Annotated in this window: 14 protein-coding genes, 1 pseudogene and 1 riboswitch; of the genes and pseudogenes, 10 read left to right on the top strand and 5 right to left on the bottom strand. The window is 72.1% G+C overall.

From position 1 onward, the window contains the following. Positions 1-29: 29 nt before the first annotated feature. Positions 30-248 (bottom strand): annotated as a pseudogene (locus AB0412_RS29040) (hypothetical protein); the annotation flags it as partial. 274 nt (positions 249-522) lie between these two features. Next, positions 523-1,080: a DUF6082 family protein gene (locus AB0412_RS29035; protein WP_366405560.1), complete on the bottom strand. Its 558-nt coding sequence runs from the start codon at positions 1,078-1,080 to the stop codon at positions 523-525. 321 nt (positions 1,081-1,401) lie between these two features. Between AB0412_RS29035 and AB0412_RS29030 the strand changes: the two genes are divergently transcribed. Further along, positions 1,402-2,505: a GTP-binding protein gene (locus AB0412_RS29030; protein ID WP_366405559.1), complete on the top strand. Its 1,104-nt coding sequence runs from the start codon at positions 1,402-1,404 to the stop codon at positions 2,503-2,505. On the opposite strand, the gene AB0412_RS29025 is transcribed toward AB0412_RS29030, so the two are convergent. Next, complete coding sequence (locus tag AB0412_RS29025; protein WP_366405558.1) at positions 2,502-4,958, bottom strand: DNA topoisomerase IV subunit A; 2,457 nt, start codon at positions 4,956-4,958, stop codon at positions 2,502-2,504. The genes AB0412_RS29030 and AB0412_RS29025 overlap by 4 nt on opposite strands. A 361-nt stretch (positions 4,959-5,319) precedes the next feature. On the opposite strand from AB0412_RS29025, the gene AB0412_RS29020 reads away from it, so the two are divergent. The 4 genes from AB0412_RS29020 to AB0412_RS29005 all read left to right on the top strand — a co-directional run bounded on the left by AB0412_RS29020 (position 5,320) and on the right by AB0412_RS29005 (position 10,153). After that, positions 5,320-6,693: a pitrilysin family protein gene (locus AB0412_RS29020; RefSeq protein WP_366405557.1), complete on the top strand. Its 1,374-nt coding sequence runs from the start codon at positions 5,320-5,322 to the stop codon at positions 6,691-6,693. Continuing rightward, positions 6,690-8,078: a pitrilysin family protein gene (locus AB0412_RS29015; RefSeq protein ID WP_366405556.1), complete on the top strand. Its 1,389-nt coding sequence runs from the start codon at positions 6,690-6,692 to the stop codon at positions 8,076-8,078. Before AB0412_RS29020 ends, AB0412_RS29015 begins: the two co-directional genes overlap by 4 nt. 213 nt (positions 8,079-8,291) lie before the next feature. Beyond that, a riboswitch (cyclic di-AMP (ydaO/yuaA leader) is annotated at positions 8,292-8,457 on the top strand. A gap of 12 nt (positions 8,458-8,469) precedes the next feature. After that, positions 8,470-9,243, top strand: coding sequence for a M23 family metallopeptidase (locus AB0412_RS29010; RefSeq protein WP_366405555.1), 774 nt, complete (start codon positions 8,470-8,472; stop codon positions 9,241-9,243). 214 nt (positions 9,244-9,457) lie between these two features. Beyond that, positions 9,458-10,153 (top strand): GntR family transcriptional regulator, encoded by a 696-nt coding sequence (locus AB0412_RS29005; protein WP_366405554.1) that lies wholly within the window; start codon positions 9,458-9,460, stop codon positions 10,151-10,153. 127 nt (positions 10,154-10,280) lie between these two features. On the opposite strand, the gene AB0412_RS29000 is transcribed toward AB0412_RS29005, so the two are convergent. Further along, positions 10,281-10,562, bottom strand: a complete 282-nt coding sequence (locus tag AB0412_RS29000; RefSeq protein ID WP_014675499.1) for an HPr family phosphocarrier protein — start codon at positions 10,560-10,562, stop codon at positions 10,281-10,283. A gap of 176 nt (positions 10,563-10,738) precedes the next feature. On the opposite strand from AB0412_RS29000, the gene AB0412_RS28995 reads away from it, so the two are divergent. The 4 genes from AB0412_RS28995 to AB0412_RS28980 all read left to right on the top strand — a co-directional run bounded on the left by AB0412_RS28995 (position 10,739) and on the right by AB0412_RS28980 (position 16,456). Continuing rightward, positions 10,739-13,864: a GNAT family N-acetyltransferase gene (locus tag AB0412_RS28995; RefSeq protein WP_366405553.1), complete on the top strand. Its 3,126-nt coding sequence runs from the start codon at positions 10,739-10,741 to the stop codon at positions 13,862-13,864. A gap of 51 nt (positions 13,865-13,915) precedes the next feature. Next, a complete protein-coding gene (locus AB0412_RS28990) occupies positions 13,916-14,503 on the top strand; it encodes a DUF5998 family protein (protein ID WP_366405552.1) in 588 nt (195 codons plus the stop codon). Further along, the gene (locus AB0412_RS28985) at positions 14,503-15,723 is read left to right on the top strand and encodes a nucleotide pyrophosphatase/phosphodiesterase family protein (RefSeq protein WP_366405551.1); all 1,221 of its coding nucleotides are present in this window, start codon (positions 14,503-14,505) and stop codon (positions 15,721-15,723) included. The genes AB0412_RS28990 and AB0412_RS28985 overlap by 1 nt, the downstream gene beginning before the upstream one ends. Positions 15,724-15,805: 82 nt before the next feature. Beyond that, positions 15,806-16,456: a thymidine kinase gene (locus AB0412_RS28980; RefSeq protein ID WP_260830548.1), complete on the top strand. Its 651-nt coding sequence runs from the start codon at positions 15,806-15,808 to the stop codon at positions 16,454-16,456. A 14-nt stretch (positions 16,457-16,470) separates the two neighbouring features. On the opposite strand, the gene AB0412_RS28975 is transcribed toward AB0412_RS28980, so the two are convergent. Continuing rightward, complete coding sequence (locus tag AB0412_RS28975) at positions 16,471-17,274, bottom strand: VOC family protein (RefSeq protein WP_366405550.1); 804 nt, start codon at positions 17,272-17,274, stop codon at positions 16,471-16,473. A 330-nt stretch (positions 17,275-17,604) separates the two neighbouring features. Here AB0412_RS28975 and AB0412_RS28970 point away from each other — a divergent pair, with 330 nt between their 5' ends. Beyond that, entirely contained in the window at positions 17,605-18,456 is an 852-nt protein-coding gene (locus AB0412_RS28970; RefSeq protein ID WP_366405629.1) for a sulfurtransferase, read from the top strand. Positions 18,457-18,585: the final 129 nt, after the last annotated feature.

The following is an 18,585-nucleotide window of genomic DNA, read 5'->3' as shown; positions in this document are numbered from 1 at the left end:
GTTGCGGAGGGAGGAGAGGTGACAGGGCGGGGAATGTCGGCCTTGGCGTGAACCAGTGTTTCGCGCGTGACCACCACGATGCGGTCGTCCGCCGTCCGGGCCGACGGGGTGGAGCGCTCGGCCTTCAGTGCGGCGGTGGCGTCCGTCCCGATGACGGCGTAGTTCCCGTCGGCCAGCTCGAAGATGTCCGGGCAATTCTGCCCCGACAGGCTCCCGCGCTTGGTGGGAGGAGTGCCAAGCCGACGGATGATCAGACTCACTGTTCAATTCCCCTTGATGTCAAGGCCTGAGCGCCTGCGCGCTGTGCGGCGCGATGCTGCCCTGTGGGGCTGCTACGTCGACGGCCGAGCGGCATGGAGCGAGGGTTCAGCGGGGTGACCCTTGGCGCGATCGCGGCAGCAGTCAACCCTGTTCGCATGAGGGGAAACGTGTGTGTTTGCAGGTTCGTTATGGGCCGACCGTGTGATCCACTCGGAAAGTCCAGCAATGGGGGAAATCGCAGGGGTGCGGCTCGGGTGTGCGCTAGTCGGCCGGCGGCTCGCCCACGACCCACCAGTGGTCGAACTCCGTCTCCTCGAGCTGACGCAGGAGGTCGTCTACCAGACGCCCGAGTTCCGCCTCCTCCGAGGTGTCGACGAGGGTGGCCCGATGAGGCTGCGTGGCGTGCCAGTACTCCCTGAAGACAGGATTCTGCAGGATGCCTCGGACGAACCCGAAGAACTCCTCACGGCTGACATTGCCGACTCGATAGGCGCAGAGCGCGTTGGTGTAGAGAGCATTGGCGAACAGGAACTGGCGCTGCCTGCGAGGGTCGACGGGCTCGTCGTAGGTGTCCAGCACTTCGGCGAGTTCGGGGTCGTCCATGGCCTTGCTGAGCAGTTCCCAGTGCAGGCGCTGCTGCTGCATGAGGCTGGTGGCGCGCAGCGTCCGGGTGGCCCGCTCCAGGTCCTCCAGGCGCAGGCGGAGCGCGTCGACGGTTCGCCGCTGTCTGGCCATCGTCGCGAAGGCTCCCGTCGCCAGAATCGTTCCTGCTGTGGCGATCGCGCCCAACCTGCGCTTCACACCCTTCTTTGTGGCCATGTCAAATCCCCCGATCAGGCAGCCGTCGTTGCCGGTCGTCGGTGCTGGCTCGTTGGGACGGACCGGCGAGCGGTGGGCGGCGCTTGCCGCCTTCCAGGGTGCCGAGCGGCTCTGATCGGCGGGAAGGCGGAGAGGAGGCGCACGGAGGGAAGCGAGGGTCGCACAAACCGGCGCCTTGCCCAACGTCTGCCCCGCAAATGCTGCTAACAATCGTTCACTTCGCGGTCGTTCTTACGGCTCGTATCCTGGGGCGTCAGTCACCGACTGGAACGTACGCCGGGACGCGAGCCGGTGTGCGCGTGCGTGGAGAGGGGTCGCGTCTTGGAGCGGAGCAGCGGTCGGCAGATTCCGGTCGTCGTCCTGGCCGGATTTCTCGGCTCCGGGAAGACCACCCTGCTCAACCATCTTCTCCACCACAGCGGCGGCAGCCGCATCGGAGCCCTCGTCAACGATTTCGGGGCGATCGAGATCGACGCCATGGCGGTGGCCGGAGCGCTCGGGGACTCGACCGTCTCGCTCGGCAACGGATGCCTGTGCTGTGCCGTCGACGGCAGCGAACTGGACACCTACCTCGAGCGGCTCGCCCGGCCCTCCGCCGGCATCGACGTGATCGTCATCGAGGCCAGCGGTCTGGCCGAACCGCAGGAGCTGGTGAGGATGGTGCTCGCCAGTGAGCACCCCGGGATCGTCTACGGCGGGCTCGTCGAGGTCGTGGACGCCGCCGAGTTCGACGAGACCCGCGCCAGGCACCCCGGGATCGACCGGCACCTCGCCCTCGCCGACCTCGTCGTGGTGAACAAGCTCGACCGGGCGGCGGACGCGGACCGCGTGCTCGGACTCGTCCACTCGCTCGTCGACCGCGCCGCCGTGGTGCCCGCCACCTACGGCCGGGTCGATCCCGAGTTCCTCTTCGACTGCCGGCCCGCCACCGAGCGAGTCGGGCAGTTGTCCTTCGACGACCTGCACCGGCACGAGGACGGCGAGGACGAGCACGCCGGGCATCTGCACACCGGGTACGACAGCCTGTCGTTCGTCTCCGAGAAGCCGCTGGATCCACGGCGGTTGATGGGCTTCCTCGACAGCCGGCCCGACGGGCTGTACCGGATCAAGGGGTACGTCGACTTCGGGCCGTACGACACCCGTAACCGCTACGCGGTCCATGCCGTCGGGCGCTTCCTGCGGTTCTACCCGGAGCCGTGGCCGGCCGGCGCGGAGCGGCTCACCCAGCTCGTGCTCATCGGGGCCGGCATCGACGCCGCCGCGCTGCGCAAGGAGCTTCAGGCGTCCACGAGCGACGCCCCACACGCCGACGAACACGGCATGTGGGGCGTGCTGCGCTATGTGCAGGAGCCGGAAGACATCCAGGAGCCGTTGGACCCGGCCGACGCGGCCGACCCGGTCGATCCGGCCGACGCGCCCTACTAGACCGGCCCCGCCACCACCGACACCGTCTTCTGCAGGGACACGCCCGAACCGTCCCTGCGCGGGTCCGGTTCCGGCAGTGCCACCGGCGTGCCGTTCTTCTGCGCGGCCAGCGCCGGTGCGGCGCCCGCCCAGGCCAGCGACAGGCAGTCCTCGCCCTTCAGGAACCGCTGGCAGCGCACACCGCCGGTCGCGCGACCCTTGCGCGGGAACTGGTCGAACGGGGTCAGCTTGGCCGTCGTCTGCACCGAGTCGTCCAGCGTGCCGCGCGAGCCCGCCACCGTGAACACCACCGCGTCCACCGCCGGGTCGACGGCCGTGAAGCTGATGACCCGGGCCCCCTCGGCGAGCTTGATGCCCGCCACACCGCCCGCCGGGCGGCCCTGGGGACGCACCTGCGAGGCCTGGAAGCGCAGCAGCTGCGCGTCGTCCGTGATGAAGACCAGGTCCTCCTCGCCCGTGCGCAGCTCGACCGCGCCGACGATCCGGTCGCCCTCCTTGAGGGTGATGACCTCCAGCTCCTCCTTGTTGGAGGGGTAGTCCGGCACCACACGCTTGACGACGCCCTGCTCCGTGCCGAGCGCCAGACCCGGCGAGGACTCGTCGAGCGTCGTCAGGCACACCACCTGCTCGTCGTCCTCCAGGGAGACGAACTCGGCCAGCGGCGCCCCGCCCGAGAGGTTCGGCGTCGGCATCGACTCCGGGAGCTGCGGGAGGTCGACCACGTTCAGCCGCAGCAGGCGGCCCGCCGAGGTGACCACACCCACCTCGCCGCGCGCCGTGGCCGGCACCGCCGAGACGATCACGTCGTGCTTGACCCGCTTGGCACCGGCGTCCGCCGCGAACGGCTCGTCGTTCGCCGTGCGGGCCAGCAGACCCGTCGAGGACAGCAGCACCCGGCACGGATCGTCCGCCACCTGCAGCGGCACCGCGGCGGACGGTGTGGCGGCCGACTCCAGCAGCAGCGTGCGCCGGTCGTCGCCGAACTTCTTCGCCACCGCCGCCAGTTCGGCCGAGACCAGCTTGCGCAGCTCCGCGTCCGACTCCAGGATCCGGGTCAGCTCCTCGATCTCCGCGTTCAGCCGCTCCTTCTCCGCCTCCAGCTCGATGCGGTCGTACTTGGTCAGACGGCGCAGCGGCGTGTCCAGGATGTACTGGGTCTGGACGTCGCTCAGCGAGAAGCGCTCGATCAGGCGCTCCTTGGCCTGCGCGGAGTTCTCGCTGGAGCGGATGAGGCGGATGACCTCGTCGATGTCCACCAGAGCCGTGAGCAGGCCCTCGACCAGGTGCAGCCGGTCGCGCTTCTTGCCGCGGCGGAACTCCGAACGGCGCCGCACCACGTCGAAGCGGTGGTCGAGATAGACCTCCAGCAGCTCCTTGAGCCCCAGGGTGAGCGGCTGACCGTCCACCAGGGCGACGTTGTTGATGCCGAAGGACTCCTCCATCGGCGTCAGCTTGTAGAGCTGCTCCAGGACCGCCTCCGGCACGAAGCCGTTCTTGATCTCGATGACCAGCCGCAGCCCGTGCTGGCGGTCGGTGAGGTCCTTGACGTCCGCGATGCCCTGGAGCTTCTTGGCGCCGACCAGATCCTTGATCTTGGCGATCACCTTCTCCGGGCCGACCGTGAACGGCAGCTCCGTGACGACCAGGCCCTTGCGGCGCGCCGTCACGTTCTCCACGGTGACCGTCGCGCGGATCTTGAAGGAGCCCCGGCCCGTCTCGTACGCGTCGCGGATGCCGGACAGGCCGACGATCCGGCCGCCCGTCGGCAGGTCGGGGCCCGGGACGTGCTTCATCAGGGCGTCGAGGTCGGCGTTCGGGTGCCTGATCAGATGGCGGGCCGCCGCGATCACCTCGCGCAGGTTGTGCGGCGGCATGTTGGTGGCCATGCCGACCGCGATGCCCGACGCGCCGTTCACCAGGAGGTTCGGGAAGGCGGCGGGCAGCGCCACCGGCTCGCGCTCCTGGCCGTCGTAGTTCGGCGCGAAGTCGACGGTGTCCTCGTCGATCGACTCCGTCATCAGGCCGGTGGCCTCGGCCATCCGGCACTCGGTGTACCGCATGGCGGCCGGCGGGTCGTCGTTGCCCAGCGAGCCGAAGTTGCCGTGGCCGTCGACCAGCGGGACCCGCATGGAGAACGGCTGGGCCATGCGCACCAGGGCGTCGTAGATCGACGCGTCACCGTGGGGGTGCAGCTTTCCCATGACCTCGCCGACGACACGGGCGCACTTCACATAGCCGCGCTCGGGGCGCAGCCCCATCTCGTTCATCTGGTAGACGATGCGGCGGTGCACCGGCTTGAGGCCGTCGCGTGCGTCCGGCAGGGCGCGTGAGTAGATGACCGAGTACGCGTACTCGAGGAAGGAGCCCTGCATCTCGTCGACGACGTCGATGTCGAGGATCTTCTCCTCGTACGGGTCGTCGGGCGGCGGGGTCTTCGTGCTGCGGCGGGCCATCGCTGCCGGCTCCTCTTTTTCTGGTCACTCGAGCGTTTGACGGATCTGACGCGGACCATTGTGGACCGCCGCACTGACAACCGGGACCCAGGACCTGGCTCCGGCCGTTCGGCCCCGGGCGGGGACGGCGGCGCGAGCAGGGTACGCGCACGTGCCGCACGCGCGTCGGACCGGGGCTCGCTCACCGGCCCCGTCACCCCCGCGCGTCACACCGGCACCACGTTCACCGACGGCTGCTCGCTCTGGGCGTAGCCGTCCCCCTCCGGGAACTTCGCCGGGGCTGCGCACGCTTGCATACAGTGGCAGGACCGGCACAAACGGCGGTCCGGCACGCACCGCCTCCGCGATCGAAGGGACGTACATGCCCATGGGTCACACGGCCACAGCCCAGGCAGGCTCCGGCGGCCTGACAGCGACCGAGCACCGCCTGGCCAACGGTCTGCGCGTGGTGCTCTCCGAGGACCACCTGACCCCGGTGGCGGCGGTGTGCCTCTGGTACGACGTCGGTTCACGCCACGAAGTCAAGGGGCGTACCGGCCTGGCTCACCTTTTCGAGCACCTGATGTTCCAGGGTTCCGCCCAGGTGAAGGGCAACGGGCACTTCGAGCTGATCCAGGGGGCCGGCGGCTCCCTCAACGGAACCACCAGCTTCGAGCGCACCAATTACTTCGAGACCATGCCCGCCCACCAGCTGGAGCTCGCCCTCTGGCTCGAGGCCGACCGCATGGGTTCCCTGCTGGCCGCCCTGGACGAGGAGTCCATGGAGAACCAGCGGGACGTCGTCAAGAACGAGCGCCGCCAGCGCTACGACAACGTCCCCTACGGCACGGCCTTCGAGAAGCTGACCGCCCTCGCCTATCCGGAGGGCCACCCGTACCACCACACGCCCATCGGCTCGATGGCCGACCTGGACGCGGCCACCCTCGAGGACGCCCGCCAGTTCTTCCGCACGTACTACGCGCCGAACAACGCGGTGCTGTCCGTCGTCGGTGACATCGACCCCGAGCAGACGCTCGCCTGGATCGAGAAGTACTTCGGCTCCATCCCGGCGCACGACGGCAAGCCCGAGCCCCGCGACGGCGCCCTGCCCGACGTCATCGGAGGGCAGCTGCGCGAGGTCGTCGAGGAGGAGGTCCCGGCGCGTGCGCTGATGGCCGCCTACCGGCTGCCCGAGGACGGCACCCGCGCGTGCGACGCGGCCGACCTGGCGCTCACCGTCCTCGGCGGCGGCGAGTCCTCGCGCCTGTACAACCGGCTCGTACGCCGGGACCGCACGGCCGTGGCGGCAGGGTTCGGCCTGCTGCGGCTGGCCGGGGCGCCCTCGCTGGGCTGGCTGGACGTGAAGGCGTCCGGCGACGTGGAGGTGCCGGTGATCGAGGCCGCCATCGACGAGGAGCTGGCCCGGTTCGCCGAGCAGGGGCCCACCCCCGAGGAGATGGAGCGCGCCCAGGCCCAGTTGGAGCGCGAGTGGCTGGACCGGCTCGGCACGGTCGCGGGCCGCGCCGACGAACTGTGCCGGTACGCCGTCCTGTTCGGCGACCCGCAGCTCGCGCTGACCGCCGTCCAGCGCGTCCTGGACGTGACGGCCGAGGAGGTCCAGGAGGTCGCCAAGGCCCGCCTGCGGCCCGACAACCGGGCGGTGCTCGTGTACGAGCCCGTCGCCGCGGAGGACAGCGCCGCGGAGGAAGCCGCCGCATTCGCCGGCACCGACGAGAACGAGGAGGCGGCGAAGTGACCGAGCTCGCCACGATGGACTTCCACCCCCAGCCGCAGGCGGGCGAGGCCAGGCCCTGGGCCTTCCCGGCCCCCGACCGCGGCACGCTCGGCAACGGTCTGACCGTGCTGCGCTGTCACCGCCCCGGTCAGCAGGTCGTCGCCGTGGAGGTGCTGCTCGACGCCCCCCTTGAGGCGGAGCCGACCGGTCTCGACGGCGTCGCCACGATCATGGCGCGCGCCTTCTCCGAGGGCACCGACAAGCACTCCGCCGAGGAGTTCGCCGCCGAACTGGAGCGTTGCGGCGCCACCCTGGACGCACACGCCGACCACCCCGGCGTCCGCCTGAGCCTGGAGGTCCCGGCCTCGCGGCTCGCCAAGGGCCTCGGGCTGATCGCCGACGCCCTCAGGGCACCCGCGTTCGCCGACAGCGAGGTCGAACGCCTCGTCCGCAACCGCCTCGACGAGATCCCGCACGAGCTGGCCAACCCCTCCCGGCGCGCGGCCAAGGAGCTCTCCAAGGAGCTGTTCCCGGCGAACTCCCGCATGTCGCGCCCCCGCCAGGGCACCGAGGAGACGGTCGCCGGCATCGACGCCACGGCCGTACGCGCCTTCTACGACCGGTACGTCCGCCCGGCCACCGCGACCGCGGTGGTCGTCGGCGACCTCACCGGCATCGACCTGGACGCGCTGCTCGGCGACACGCTCGGCACCTGGACCGGCTCGACGGCCGAGCCGCGGCCCGTCCCGCCGGTGATCGCGGACGACACCGGCCGCGTCGTGATCGTGGACCGTCCGGGCGCCGTCCAGACGCAGCTGCTGATCGGCCGGATCGGCCCGGACCGGCACGACCGCGTGTGGCCCGCGCAGGTGCTCGGCACGTACTGCCTCGGCGGCACCCTCACCTCCCGCCTGGACCGCGTGCTGCGCGAGGAGAAGGGCTACACCTACGGCGTACGGGCGTTCACGCAGGTGCTCAGGTCCGCACCGGACGGCACGGGTGCGGCCATGCTCGCCATCAGCGGCTCCGTGGACACCCCGAACACCGGACCCGCCCTGCAGGACCTGTGGACGGTGCTGCGCACGCTCGCCGCGGAGGGGCTCACCGACGCCGAGCGGGACGTCGCCGTGCAGAATCTGGTCGGCGTGGCGCCGCTCAAGTACGAGACCGCGGCGGCCGTCGCGAGCACCCTGGCCGACCAGGTCGAACAGCACCTGCCCGACGACTACCAGGCCGAGCTGTACCGGCAGTTGGCCGCGACCGGCACGGTGGAGGCCACCGCGGCGGTCGTCAACGCCTTCCCGGTGGACCGCCTGGTGACCGTCCTCGTCGGTGACGCGGCGCAGATCAAGGCCCCGGTGGAGGCCCTCGGCATCGGTGAAGTCACCGTCGTGGCGGCCGAGTAGACGACGGGACCGGACCCGGCTCGGCACACCCGCGTGTGAGGCCCTGGTGACGCGAAAGTCACCAGGGCCTGCTTATGTCCGAATTGGGGCGGAGGTTGCCTGTCTGCCCTGTGGGATGCGCTACAAAAACCGGTATCCGTTTGGGAATTGAAAGACGCCCCGTTTAGCGTCGTCCGGGCTGTTCGTCAGGCAGTGCGCCGCACCCGCGGCACCGGACAGTCATCGCCGAGTCCCCGTACGGCGCGAGCCAGGGGAGCCGGGGACCCATACGCAGTCCCTGGGGTGAATCGGGCGCCCGCGCGCACCGCGAGGGGGTCCGTAGGAGACCTTCCTGCTCCGAACCCGTCAGCTAACCCGGTAGGCGAGAGGGAAGGAAAGGACCAGCCTGTACATGGCGTTCACCCGCGCCACGGGGAAGCACCGTCGTCCCAGCCGGATCCAGCGCGGCACCGCGCGTGCGGCGGGCGTAGCGGCCCTCACCACCACCGGCGTCGTCGGCTCTCTCGCCGCCCCCGCGCTCGCCGCCGAGCCCGCCGCCGCACAGACCGGCCTCACCCCCGTCATCACCATGGGCGACGCGGTCGCCGACCGGATCGACGCCCAGGCGGCCGCCCAGCACGAGGCCGCGCGTGAGGCCGCGGAGGCGGCCGCGCGGAAGGCCGCCGAGGAGGCGGCCCGCGAGAAGGCGGCCGAGGAGGCCGCGAAGGCCCGCGCCGAGAAGGAGCGCGCCGCGCGTGAGGCCGAGCGCAAGCGCCTGAACACCTTCGTCTCCCCGATACCCGGCTCCTACGTCTCGACCGGCTACAAGGCCGGCGGCGCCGTCTGGTCGTCCGGCAGCCACACCGGTGTCGACTTCCACGCCGCGAGCGGCACGCCCGTCCAGTCGGTCGGCACGGGCACCGTCGTGGAGGCCGGCTGGGGCGGGGCGTACGGCAACCAGGTCGTCATCAAGATGAACGACGGCACCTACACCCAGTACGGCCACCTGTCCTCCATCGGCGTCTCGGTCGGCCAGCAGGTCACCCCGGGCCAGCAGATCGGCCACTCCGGCGCCACCGGCAACGTCACCGGCGCGCATCTGCACTTCGAGGCCCGGACGAGCGCCGAGTACGGCTCCGACATCGACCCCGTCGCCTACCTCCGCGCGCACGGCGTGAACCTCTGAGGCGCGCAACGGCGTGATCCTCTGAGGACGCGCCGACCTCCCCCCCGTGGCCCCGGCTCCCCGAGCCGGGGCTTTCGGCGTCCGAAGGGGCCGGTTGTCCAAAAAACAAGTATGGATTCCGGCCCGCCGTCGGAAATTCCTCCGGATTGCAATAGAGTCACGGAACAACACGTCCATCGTCGACGTTTCACGGGGATTAAGCCGGAGGTCGGTCATGCGTATTCCCGCGCACTCGGTGTGCACGGCGATCCGGGACGACATCGTCGCCGGTGTCTACGAGCGCGGCAGCCGGCTCACCGAGGAACTCCTCGCCCGGCGCTACGGCGTCTCCCGCGTCCCCGTCCGCGAGGCGCTGCGCACCCTGGAGGCCGAGGGCTTCGTGGTGACGCGGCGGCACGCGGGCGCGTGCGTGGCGGAGCCCACCGAGCAGGAGGCCGCCGATCTGCTGGAGATGCGCCTGCTCCTGGAGCCGCTGGGCGCCGCCCGCGCCGCCCAGCGCCGCACGGACGCCCATCTGAAGGTGCTGCGCGGGCTGGTCCGCCTCGGACAGGAGCGCGCACGCCGCGGCAACAGCGACGACCTGCGCTCTCTCGGCGGCTGGTTCCACGAGACGCTCGCCCAGGCCGCCGGCAGTCCGGCCCTGACCTCGATGCTGACCCAGCTCCGGCACAAGATCGCCTGGATGTACGCGCTGGACGTGCCCTCCGACCCGATGGAGTACTGGGCGGAGCACGGCGCGATCGTGGACGCCGTGGCGCGCGGTGACGGCGAGCGCGCCCGCGCGGTCACGGCCCAGCACACCGAGCGCGCGACCGCGGCGCACCGCCTGCGATTCACCTCCGGCGCGGTCCGCGCGGAGCGTGTGAGGAACTCGCAACCTGCCGTAAACACGCCGAGCCTGCGGCATTAACACAAAGGCCGTATACAAAGAGCGGGGTAATTCTCGGGGGATTATTTCTGCTGCCAGGACGCGGGAAAAGCGAAGGGCCCGCCCGGTAATTCGGGCGAGCCCCTCACTCAGTTATGTGCAGGCGGTTTCAGACGGTCTCGGGGAGTTCCTCGAGGCCCTCGGAGACCAGCTTCGCGAGACGGTCCAGAGCGGCGTCCGCGCCCTCGGCGTCGGAGGCGAGGACGATCTCCTCGCCGCCCTGGGCACCCAGACCCAGAACGGCCAGCATGGAGGCCGCGTTGACGGGGTTGCCCCCGGCCTTGGCGATCGTCACCGGGACGCCTGCGGCCGTGGCGGCTCGGACGAAGATGGAGGCGGGACGGGCGTGGAGACCCTCGGCCCAGCCGACGTTGACGCGGCGCTCAGCCATGTGTTGCTGCCCTTCGGTGTTCAGGGTTGTCTAGACCAGTTTCCCATATCGTGAAGCATGCCGGGAGCGGCACCCGCCTCCCGGTGGTGGTCTCCGGACCGCGGCCTCGGTCCGGTGTCCCGTCCTCCACAGACTGCCTCGCGCCGTTGTCGGACGCGAGCCGTACTCTGGGGCCCATGCAGACCTCGTCGGACCGGCACGAGTACCCCGCCCACTGGGAAGCCGACGTGGTGCTGCGCGACGGCGGCACCGCGCGCATCCGCCCCATCACCGTTGATGACGCCGAGCGCCTGGTCAGCTTCTACGAGCAGGTGTCGGACGAGTCCAAGTACTTCCGCTTCTTCGCGCCGTACCCGCGCCTGTCCGCCAAGGACGTCCACCGCTTCACGCACCACGACTTTGTGGACCGGGTGGGACTCGCGGCCACGATCGGCGGCGAGTTCATCGCCACCGTACGCTACGACCGCATCGGCGCCGACGGAACACCCGCGTCCGCACCGGCCGACGAGGCCGAGGTCGCCTTCCTCGTGCAGGACGCCCACCAGGGGCGCGGTGTGGCCTCCGCCCTGCTCGAACACATCGCGGCCGTCGCGCGGGAGCGCGGCATCCGCCGGTTCGCCGCCGAGGTGCTGCCCGCGAACACCAAGATGATCAAGGTGTTCACGGACGCCGGGTACACCCAGAAGCGCAGCTTCGAGGACGGCGTCGTCCGCCTGGAGTTCGACCTCGAACCCACCGACCGCTCCCTGGCCGTGCAGTACGCGCGTGAACAGCGCGCCGAGGCCCGCTCCGTGCAGCGGCTGCTCGCACCCGGCTCGGTCGCCGTCATCGGCGCCGGCCGCACCCCCGGCGGTGTGGGGCGCGGCATCCTCGGCAACATCCGGGACGCCGGCTACACCGGCCGCCTGTACGCCGTGAACCGGGCGCTGCCCGAGGACCACAAGGAGCTGGACGGGGTCCCCGCGTATCGCTCCGTGCGGGAGATCGACGGGCATGTGGACCTCGCGGTCGTCGCCGTGCCCGCCGAGCACGTCCCCGAGGTCGTCACCGAGTGCGGTGAGCACGGCGTACAGGGCCTGGTCGTGGTCTCCGCCGGGTACGCCGAGTCCGGTCCCGAAGGCCGCGAGCGGCAGCGCGCCCTCGTACGGCAGGCCCGCAGCCACGGCATGCGGATCATCGGGCCGAACGCCTTCGGCGTCATCAACACCTCCGCGGAGGTGCGGCTCAACGCCTCGCTCGCCCCGGAGATGCCCCGCCCCGGCCGGATCGGGCTGTTCGCCCAGTCCGGCGCCATCGGCATCGCCCTCCTGTCCCGTCTGCACCGGCGCGGCGGCGGGGTCACCGGTGTGACCGGCGTCTCGACCTTCGTCTCCTCCGGCAACCGTGCGGACGTCTCCGGCAACGACGTCCTGCAGTACTGGTACGAGGACCCCGACACCGATGTCGCCCTGATGTACCTGGAGTCCATCGGCAACCCCCGCAAGTTCACCCGCCTCGCCCGCCGGACGGCGGCGGCGAAGCCGCTGGTCGTGGTCCAGGGCGCACGCCACGGCGCCGGGCCCCGGGGGCACGCCGTACGCGCGACGCGGCTGCCGCACGCCACGGTGTCCGCGCTGCTGCGGCAGGCCGGGGTGATCCGGGTCGACACCATCACGGAACTCGTCGACACGGGCCTGCTGCTCGCCCGCCAGCCCCTCCCGGCCGGCCCCCGCGTGGCGATCCTGGGCAACTCCGAGTCACTGGGCCTGCTCACCTACGACGCCTGCCTCGCCGAAGGGCTGCGCCCGCACCCCCCGCTGGACCTCACCACGGAGGCCACGGCGGCGGACTTCCACGCGGCCCTCTCCCGCGCGCTGGCCGACGACACGAGTGACGCGGTGGTCGTCACCGCGATCCCCTCGGTCGGGGAGGCCTCCGTCGGCGACGCGGCCCTGGCCGAGGCCCTCCGCTCGGCCGCCACCGCGACCCCGTCCAAGCCGGTCCTGGTGGTCCACGTGGAACTCGGCGGCCTCGCGGAAGCCCTGTCGGCAGCCGCCAGCACGGCCAGACAACGCCAGCAGGACGCCGCCGCCCCGGACCCGGCCGGCCAGAGCCCGTCGGGCACACCCGCGCAGCCGACGCCGAGTGCGCCCCACCAGCCGGGCCCCGCGACGGGCACGCCCCCGCACGGGCACCGGGCCACACCCCAGCCGACCGGACCCGGGCCCGGCGCCTCCACCGCCCCGCCTCCGCCCCCTGCCGCGCCGTCCGTACCCGGCGCGCCTGCCGGCCCGCCGCGCGTGCAGGGCGCCTCCACCGCCCCGCCTCCGCCCGCGGTCCCGCCGTCCGTACCCGGCCCGCCGCCTGCGCCGGGCGCGCCCAGCGCCCCTCCCGGGGCCGTCGTGTCCCCGTCATCTGGTGGAGTCCACACTCCGGCTGGGCCGGCGTCTCAGGGCGGCGCCCTCCTCATCCCCGCCTACCCCGCCGCCGAGCGGGCCGTGCGGGCGCTCGGGCAGGCCGTCGCGTACGCGCAGTGGCGGCGCGATGCAGCCGAGCCGGGCAAGGTGCCCGAGTACGACGACATCGACGAGCGGCGGGCCGCATCGCTCATCGACGGGATGCTCGCGCGCGGCCAGGGCCTCACGCTCGGCACCGAGGACACCTGCGAGCTGCTCGGCAGCTACGGCATCGACGTCCACCGCGCGCTTCCCGCCCCGACCCCCGGCACCGCCGCCGAGGCCGCCCGCACCCTCGGCTATCCCGTCGCCCTGAAGGCCACCGCCCCGCACCTGCGTCACCGCGCGGACCTCGGCGGTGTACGCCTGGACCTCGCCGACGAAGAGCAACTGCGCCGGGCGTACGCCGAGTTGACCGAACTGTTCGGGACACCCGAGGAGCTGCGCCCCGTCGTGCAGCGGATGGCACCGCGCGGTGTCGACACGGTCGTACGCGCGGTCATCGACCCCGCCGCCGGAGCCGTCCTCTCGTTCGGGCTGGCCGGGGCCGTCTCCCAGCTGCTGGACGACACGGCGCACCGGCTGATCCCGGTGACCGACCGGGAGGCGACCTCACTGGTGCGGTCGATCCGGACGGCACCCCTGCTGTTCGGCTGGCGCGGCTCCGCCCCCGTCGACACCCCCGCGCTGGAGGAACTGCTGCTGCGGGTGTCGCGACTGGTCGACGACCACCCGGAGGTGGTCGCGGTCACCCTGGAGCCGGTCGTCGTCGCCCCGCACGGCCTGAGCGTGCTCGGCGCGTCCGTCCGCCTGGCGCCCCCGCCCGCCCGCGACGACCTCGGCCCGAGGACCCTCCCCGCGTACTGACCCGCGGCGAGCGGTGCCTCGCAGTCAGTGGTCCCCCGTAGGATGGGCGTCATGGCCAAGACCAGTACGACGACCCAGGGGCTGCGGGCGGCGATCGAGCGCAGCGGCTACTACCCGGCCCTCGTGGCCGAGGCGGTGGAGGCCGCCGTGGGCGGCGAGCCCATCCGGTCGTACCTGGTCCACCAGGAGACGACGTTCGACCAGAACGAGGTGCGGCGGCATGTGACCGTCCTCGTCCTCACCGGCAACCGCTTCATCGTCAGCCACACCGACGAGCAGGCCGCGGACAACACCTCCCCGACGCCGTACGCCACCACCTCCACCGAGTCGGTCAAGCTCGGCCGGATCTCGTCGATCGTGGTCAGCCGCGTGGTCGCCAACCCGGAGTCGTACACGCCGGGCACGCTGCCGCGCGAGATCGTGCTCACCATCGGCTGGGGCGCCGTCTCCCGCATCGACCTGGAGCCGGCCGCCTGCGGCGACCCGAACTGCGAGGCGGACCACGGCTACACGGGCAACTCCACGGCGGACGACCTGAGCCTCAGAGTCAGCGAGGCCGGCGACGGCCCGGAGACGGTGCGCCAGGCGCTCGCCTTCGCGCAGGCCCTCTCCGAGGCGACCGCGGACCAGACGCGCTGATGGCGCAGCCCACCCGCCCCACGCCGCCGTCGCACACGTCCGCCTGGGACCCGCACCCCGAGCCGCTCCCCCTGGACTCCGCGCCCCTGCCCGAGTACGGCAGCGGCTCGCTCGCCGACCTGCTGCCCACGCTCGCCGCCGGCATGGGCGTCCCCGGCATGTCCACGGCGATCCCGGAGCTGACCCCCACCGACCGGAACTGCGTGTTCCTGATCGACGGTCTCGGCTGGGAGCAACTGCGGGCGCACCCCGACGAGGCCCCCTTCATGACGTCCCTGCTGGCCTCCTCGCGCGGCGGCACCGGACGCCCCCTCACCGCCGGATACCCGGCGACCACCGCCACGTCCCTGGCCTCCGTCGGCACCGGACTCCCGCCGGGGGCCCACGGTCTGCCCGGCTACACCGTGCGCAACCCGGACACCGGCGAGCTGATGAACCAGCTGCGCTGGCAGCCCTGGACCCCGCCCGGCGCCTGGCAGCCGTACCCCACCGTCTTCGAGCTCGCCCACCGCGCGGGCGTGTACGCCGCCCAGGTGTCCTCCCCGGCCTTCGCGAGCACCCCGCTGACCAAGGTCGCCCTCAGCGGCGGCACCTTCCACGGGCGGCTGTCCGGGGAGGAGCGCGTGGACTTCGCCGCGGAGCAACTGGCCGCCGGCGACCGGTCCCTTGTCTACACGTACTACGCCGAGGTCGACGGCTCCGGGCACCGCTACGGCGTCGACTCCGACACCTGGCGCGGCCAGCTGATGTACGTCGACCGCCTGGTCCAGCGCCTGGCCGAACAGCTCCCGCCGCGCAGCGCGCTCTACGTCACCGCCGACCACGGCATGGTCGACGTGCCGTTCGACGAGGAGCACCGCATCGACTTCGACGAGGACTGGGAACTGAAGGCCGGCGTCGCCCTGCTCGGCGGCGAGGGCCGCGCCCGGCACGTCTACGCCGTCCCCGGCGCCGCGAACGACGTGCTCACCTGCTGGCGCGAGGTGCTCGGCGAGCAGTTCTGGGTGGCGTCGAGAGACGAGGCGATCGCCGCGGGCTGGTTCGGGCCCCGGATCGACGAGCGCGTGTACGACCGCATCGGTGACGTGGTCGCCGCCGCGCGGGACGACGTCCTGCTCATCGCCTCCCAGCGGGAGCCGAACGAGTCGCAGATGGTCGGCAACCACGGGTCGATGACCCCAGCCGAACAGCTGGTCCCGCTGCTCGAAGTACGCTCCTGAGGCCCGCCCGTACGCCTTCCGTCCACCCTCCGCCCGCCCGGACCCGTCCCGACCGACCTCACCGAAAGGTGCCCCGCCCACCATGCCCGAGCTGGTGTTCTTCTCCGGAACGATGGACTGCGGGAAGTCGACGCTGGCGCTCCAGATCGAGCACAACCGCTCGGCACGCGGCCTGGTGGGCATGATCTTCACCCGCAACGACCGCGCCGGCGAGGGCAAACTCTCCTCCCGCCTCGGCCTCGTCACCGACGCGGTGGAGGTCGCCGACGGCACGGACCTGTACGCCTACCTGGTCGACCACCTCTCGCAGGGCGGGCGCGCGGACTACGTGATCGCGGACGAGGCGCAGTTCCTGGCACCGGAGCAGATCGACCAACTCGCGCGTGTGGTGGACGACCTGGAGCTCGACGTCTACGCCTTCGGCATCACGACCGATTTCCGCACCAAGCTGTTCCCCGGTTCCCAGCGCCTGGTGGAGCTGGCCGACCGGGTCGAGGTGCTCCAGGTCGAGGCCCTGTGCTGGTGCGGCGCCCGCGCCACGCACAACGCCCGCACGGTGGGCGGCGTGATGGTCGTCGAGGGCGCCCAGGTGGTCGTCGGCGACGTCACCGGCTCCGCGGACGAGATCGGCTACGAGGTGCTGTGCCGCCGCCATCACCGCCGCCGCATGACCGCGGCGACGGCCCGCGCGGCGGCGCTGTCACCGGATGTGCTGCCCGTGTCGGCCACCTGACGGCGGGGCGCGTATCAGCTCGGTTGCTGCAGCAGCGAGAAGCGCGCCCCCTCCGGGTCCGCCACGGCGGCCGTGCGGCCGTGGCTGCCGTCGCGGGGCGGCTTGAGGACCTGGCCGCCCAGATGGACGACGTGCTCCACCGCGTCGTCCAGATCGGCCACCGTGAAGTACGTCGTCCAGTGCGGCCCCCGGTCCCGGGGGACGGCGCTGCCCGCGCCGTACACGCCGGCCACCGGGCGGCCGTCCAGGTGCAGGGTGACGTAGTCGAGGTCGGCGGAGATCACCGGCTCCTCGTCGTAGCCGAACACCGTCTCGTAGAACTTCGCAACGCTCGCCGACTCGAAGGTCGTCAGCTCGTTCCACGCGGGTGTGCCGGGCACCCCGGTGACGGCCGTGCCGGTGTGCTCGGCCGCCTGCCAGATGCCGAAGACGGCGCCCGAGGGGTCCGAGCCGATCGCCAGCCGGCCGGCCGCGGAGGCGTCCAGCGGGCCGACGCCGATCGTGCCGCCGCACGAGCGGACCGTCTCGGCCGTCTGATCCACGTGGGAGGAGGCGAAGTAGGGCGTCCATGCGATGGGCAGATGCCGGTCCGGCGGCAGCAGGCCGATTCCGGCCACCTCGTGGCCGTCCAGGAGGGCGCGCACATACGGGCCGAGCTGCTGGGGGCCCGGGCGGAACTCCCAGCCGAACAGCGCCTGGTAGAACTCCTGCGTCGCGTCCAGGCCGTGCACCATCAGGCTCACCCAGCAGGGTGTGCCGGGCGCGTGCCGAGCGGGCCACTCGCCGTTGTGGCGGGCGGACCCCCGTGCGTCGGTCATCGTCACTCTCTTCTCGGCCGCCCTCGTGGTGGCCGTGCTCTTCTCGACCCTGGCGAGGGTCGCGTCGCGTCAGCGGTGCGGATCATCCCCGTGCCGATCCGGCACCGGTCGTGGCGCCGCGCCCTTTCGGGTATGCCCCGTGTGCCGGCTCCTGTCCCCGGAGGATGCCCGATGTCCGGCTCCTCGCCCTTTTCGGCGCGCTTGCGGCAGGGTGTCGATCGCTTGTACAGCATGTGGCCGATCCCGTACGCCTCGTGATCGTGCCTGCCCGGCCGAGCAGAGTAGCCGGACATGGACGAGACGGCCACCCTGTGCGCGAGGATGGTGGCCATGAACGCCATCATCTCCGCATCCGAACTCGCGAGCGAACTGGCGGGCGGGAATCCGCCGGTCCTGCTCGACGTCCGTTGGCAGCTCAGCGTGGCCAAGGCGGCCGGTGAGCCGCCGTTCGACGGCCGGGCCGCGTATCTGGCCGGGCACCTTCCGGGGGCCGTGTTCGTCGATCTGGACAGGGAGTTGGCCTCGGCGCCGGGTGAGCGCGGGCGTCATCCGCTGCCCGATCTCGGGGTGTTCGGTGCGGCGATGCGGCGGGCGGGCGTGTCGCGGGGGCGGGCCGTGGTCGTGTACGACGGGGGTCTGGGGTGGGGTGCGGCTCGGGCGTGGTGGCTGCTGCGGTGGACGGGTCACCCGGATGTGCGGGTCCTCGACGGTGGGTTGCCGTCGTGGGAGGGGGCGTTGGAGACGTCGGTGCCGCGTCCGGTCGAGGGTGATTTCGAGCCGGTTCCGGCGGCGAGTGGGTTGCTCGACGCCGACGGGGCGGGTGCGTTGGGGCGTTCGGGGGTGCTGCTGGATGCGCGGGCGGGGGAGCGGTATCGCGGTGAGGTGGAGCCGATCGACCGGGTCGGCGGGCACATTCCGGGGGCGGTCTCGGCGCCCACCACGGAGAATGTGGGGGCGGACGGCCGGTTCCGGCCTGCGGAGGAACTGGCGGCGCGCTTCAAGGAGCTGGGGGTGTCCGAGGGGACGCGGGTCGGCGTGTACTGCGGGTCGGGTGTCTCCGGTGCGCACGAGGTGCTGGCGCTGGCGGTGGCGGGGATTCCTGCGGAGTTGTACGTCGGGTCGTGGTCGGAGTGGTCGTCGGATCCGGAGCGGCCCGTTGCTGTGGGACCTGATCCGCAGTAGTGCCGGGGGTGCCGGGCACGCAGTGGGGCGGGGGCGCGGCGGCGCGGCGGAGGCCGCCGCAGTCGCGCCCCTCCGTGTGATTTCAGGGTGGAACTGCGTGGGGACCAGCTAAGCGGCGGCCTCCGCCGC

Origin of the sequence: Streptomyces sp. NPDC052012 (genome assembly GCF_040689265.1) — a bacterium.
GTDB lineage: Bacteria > Actinomycetota > Actinomycetes > Streptomycetales > Streptomycetaceae > Streptomyces.
Note: the sequence above shows the minus strand (reverse complement) of the source record. Positions and strands in the feature narration are given on the sequence as shown.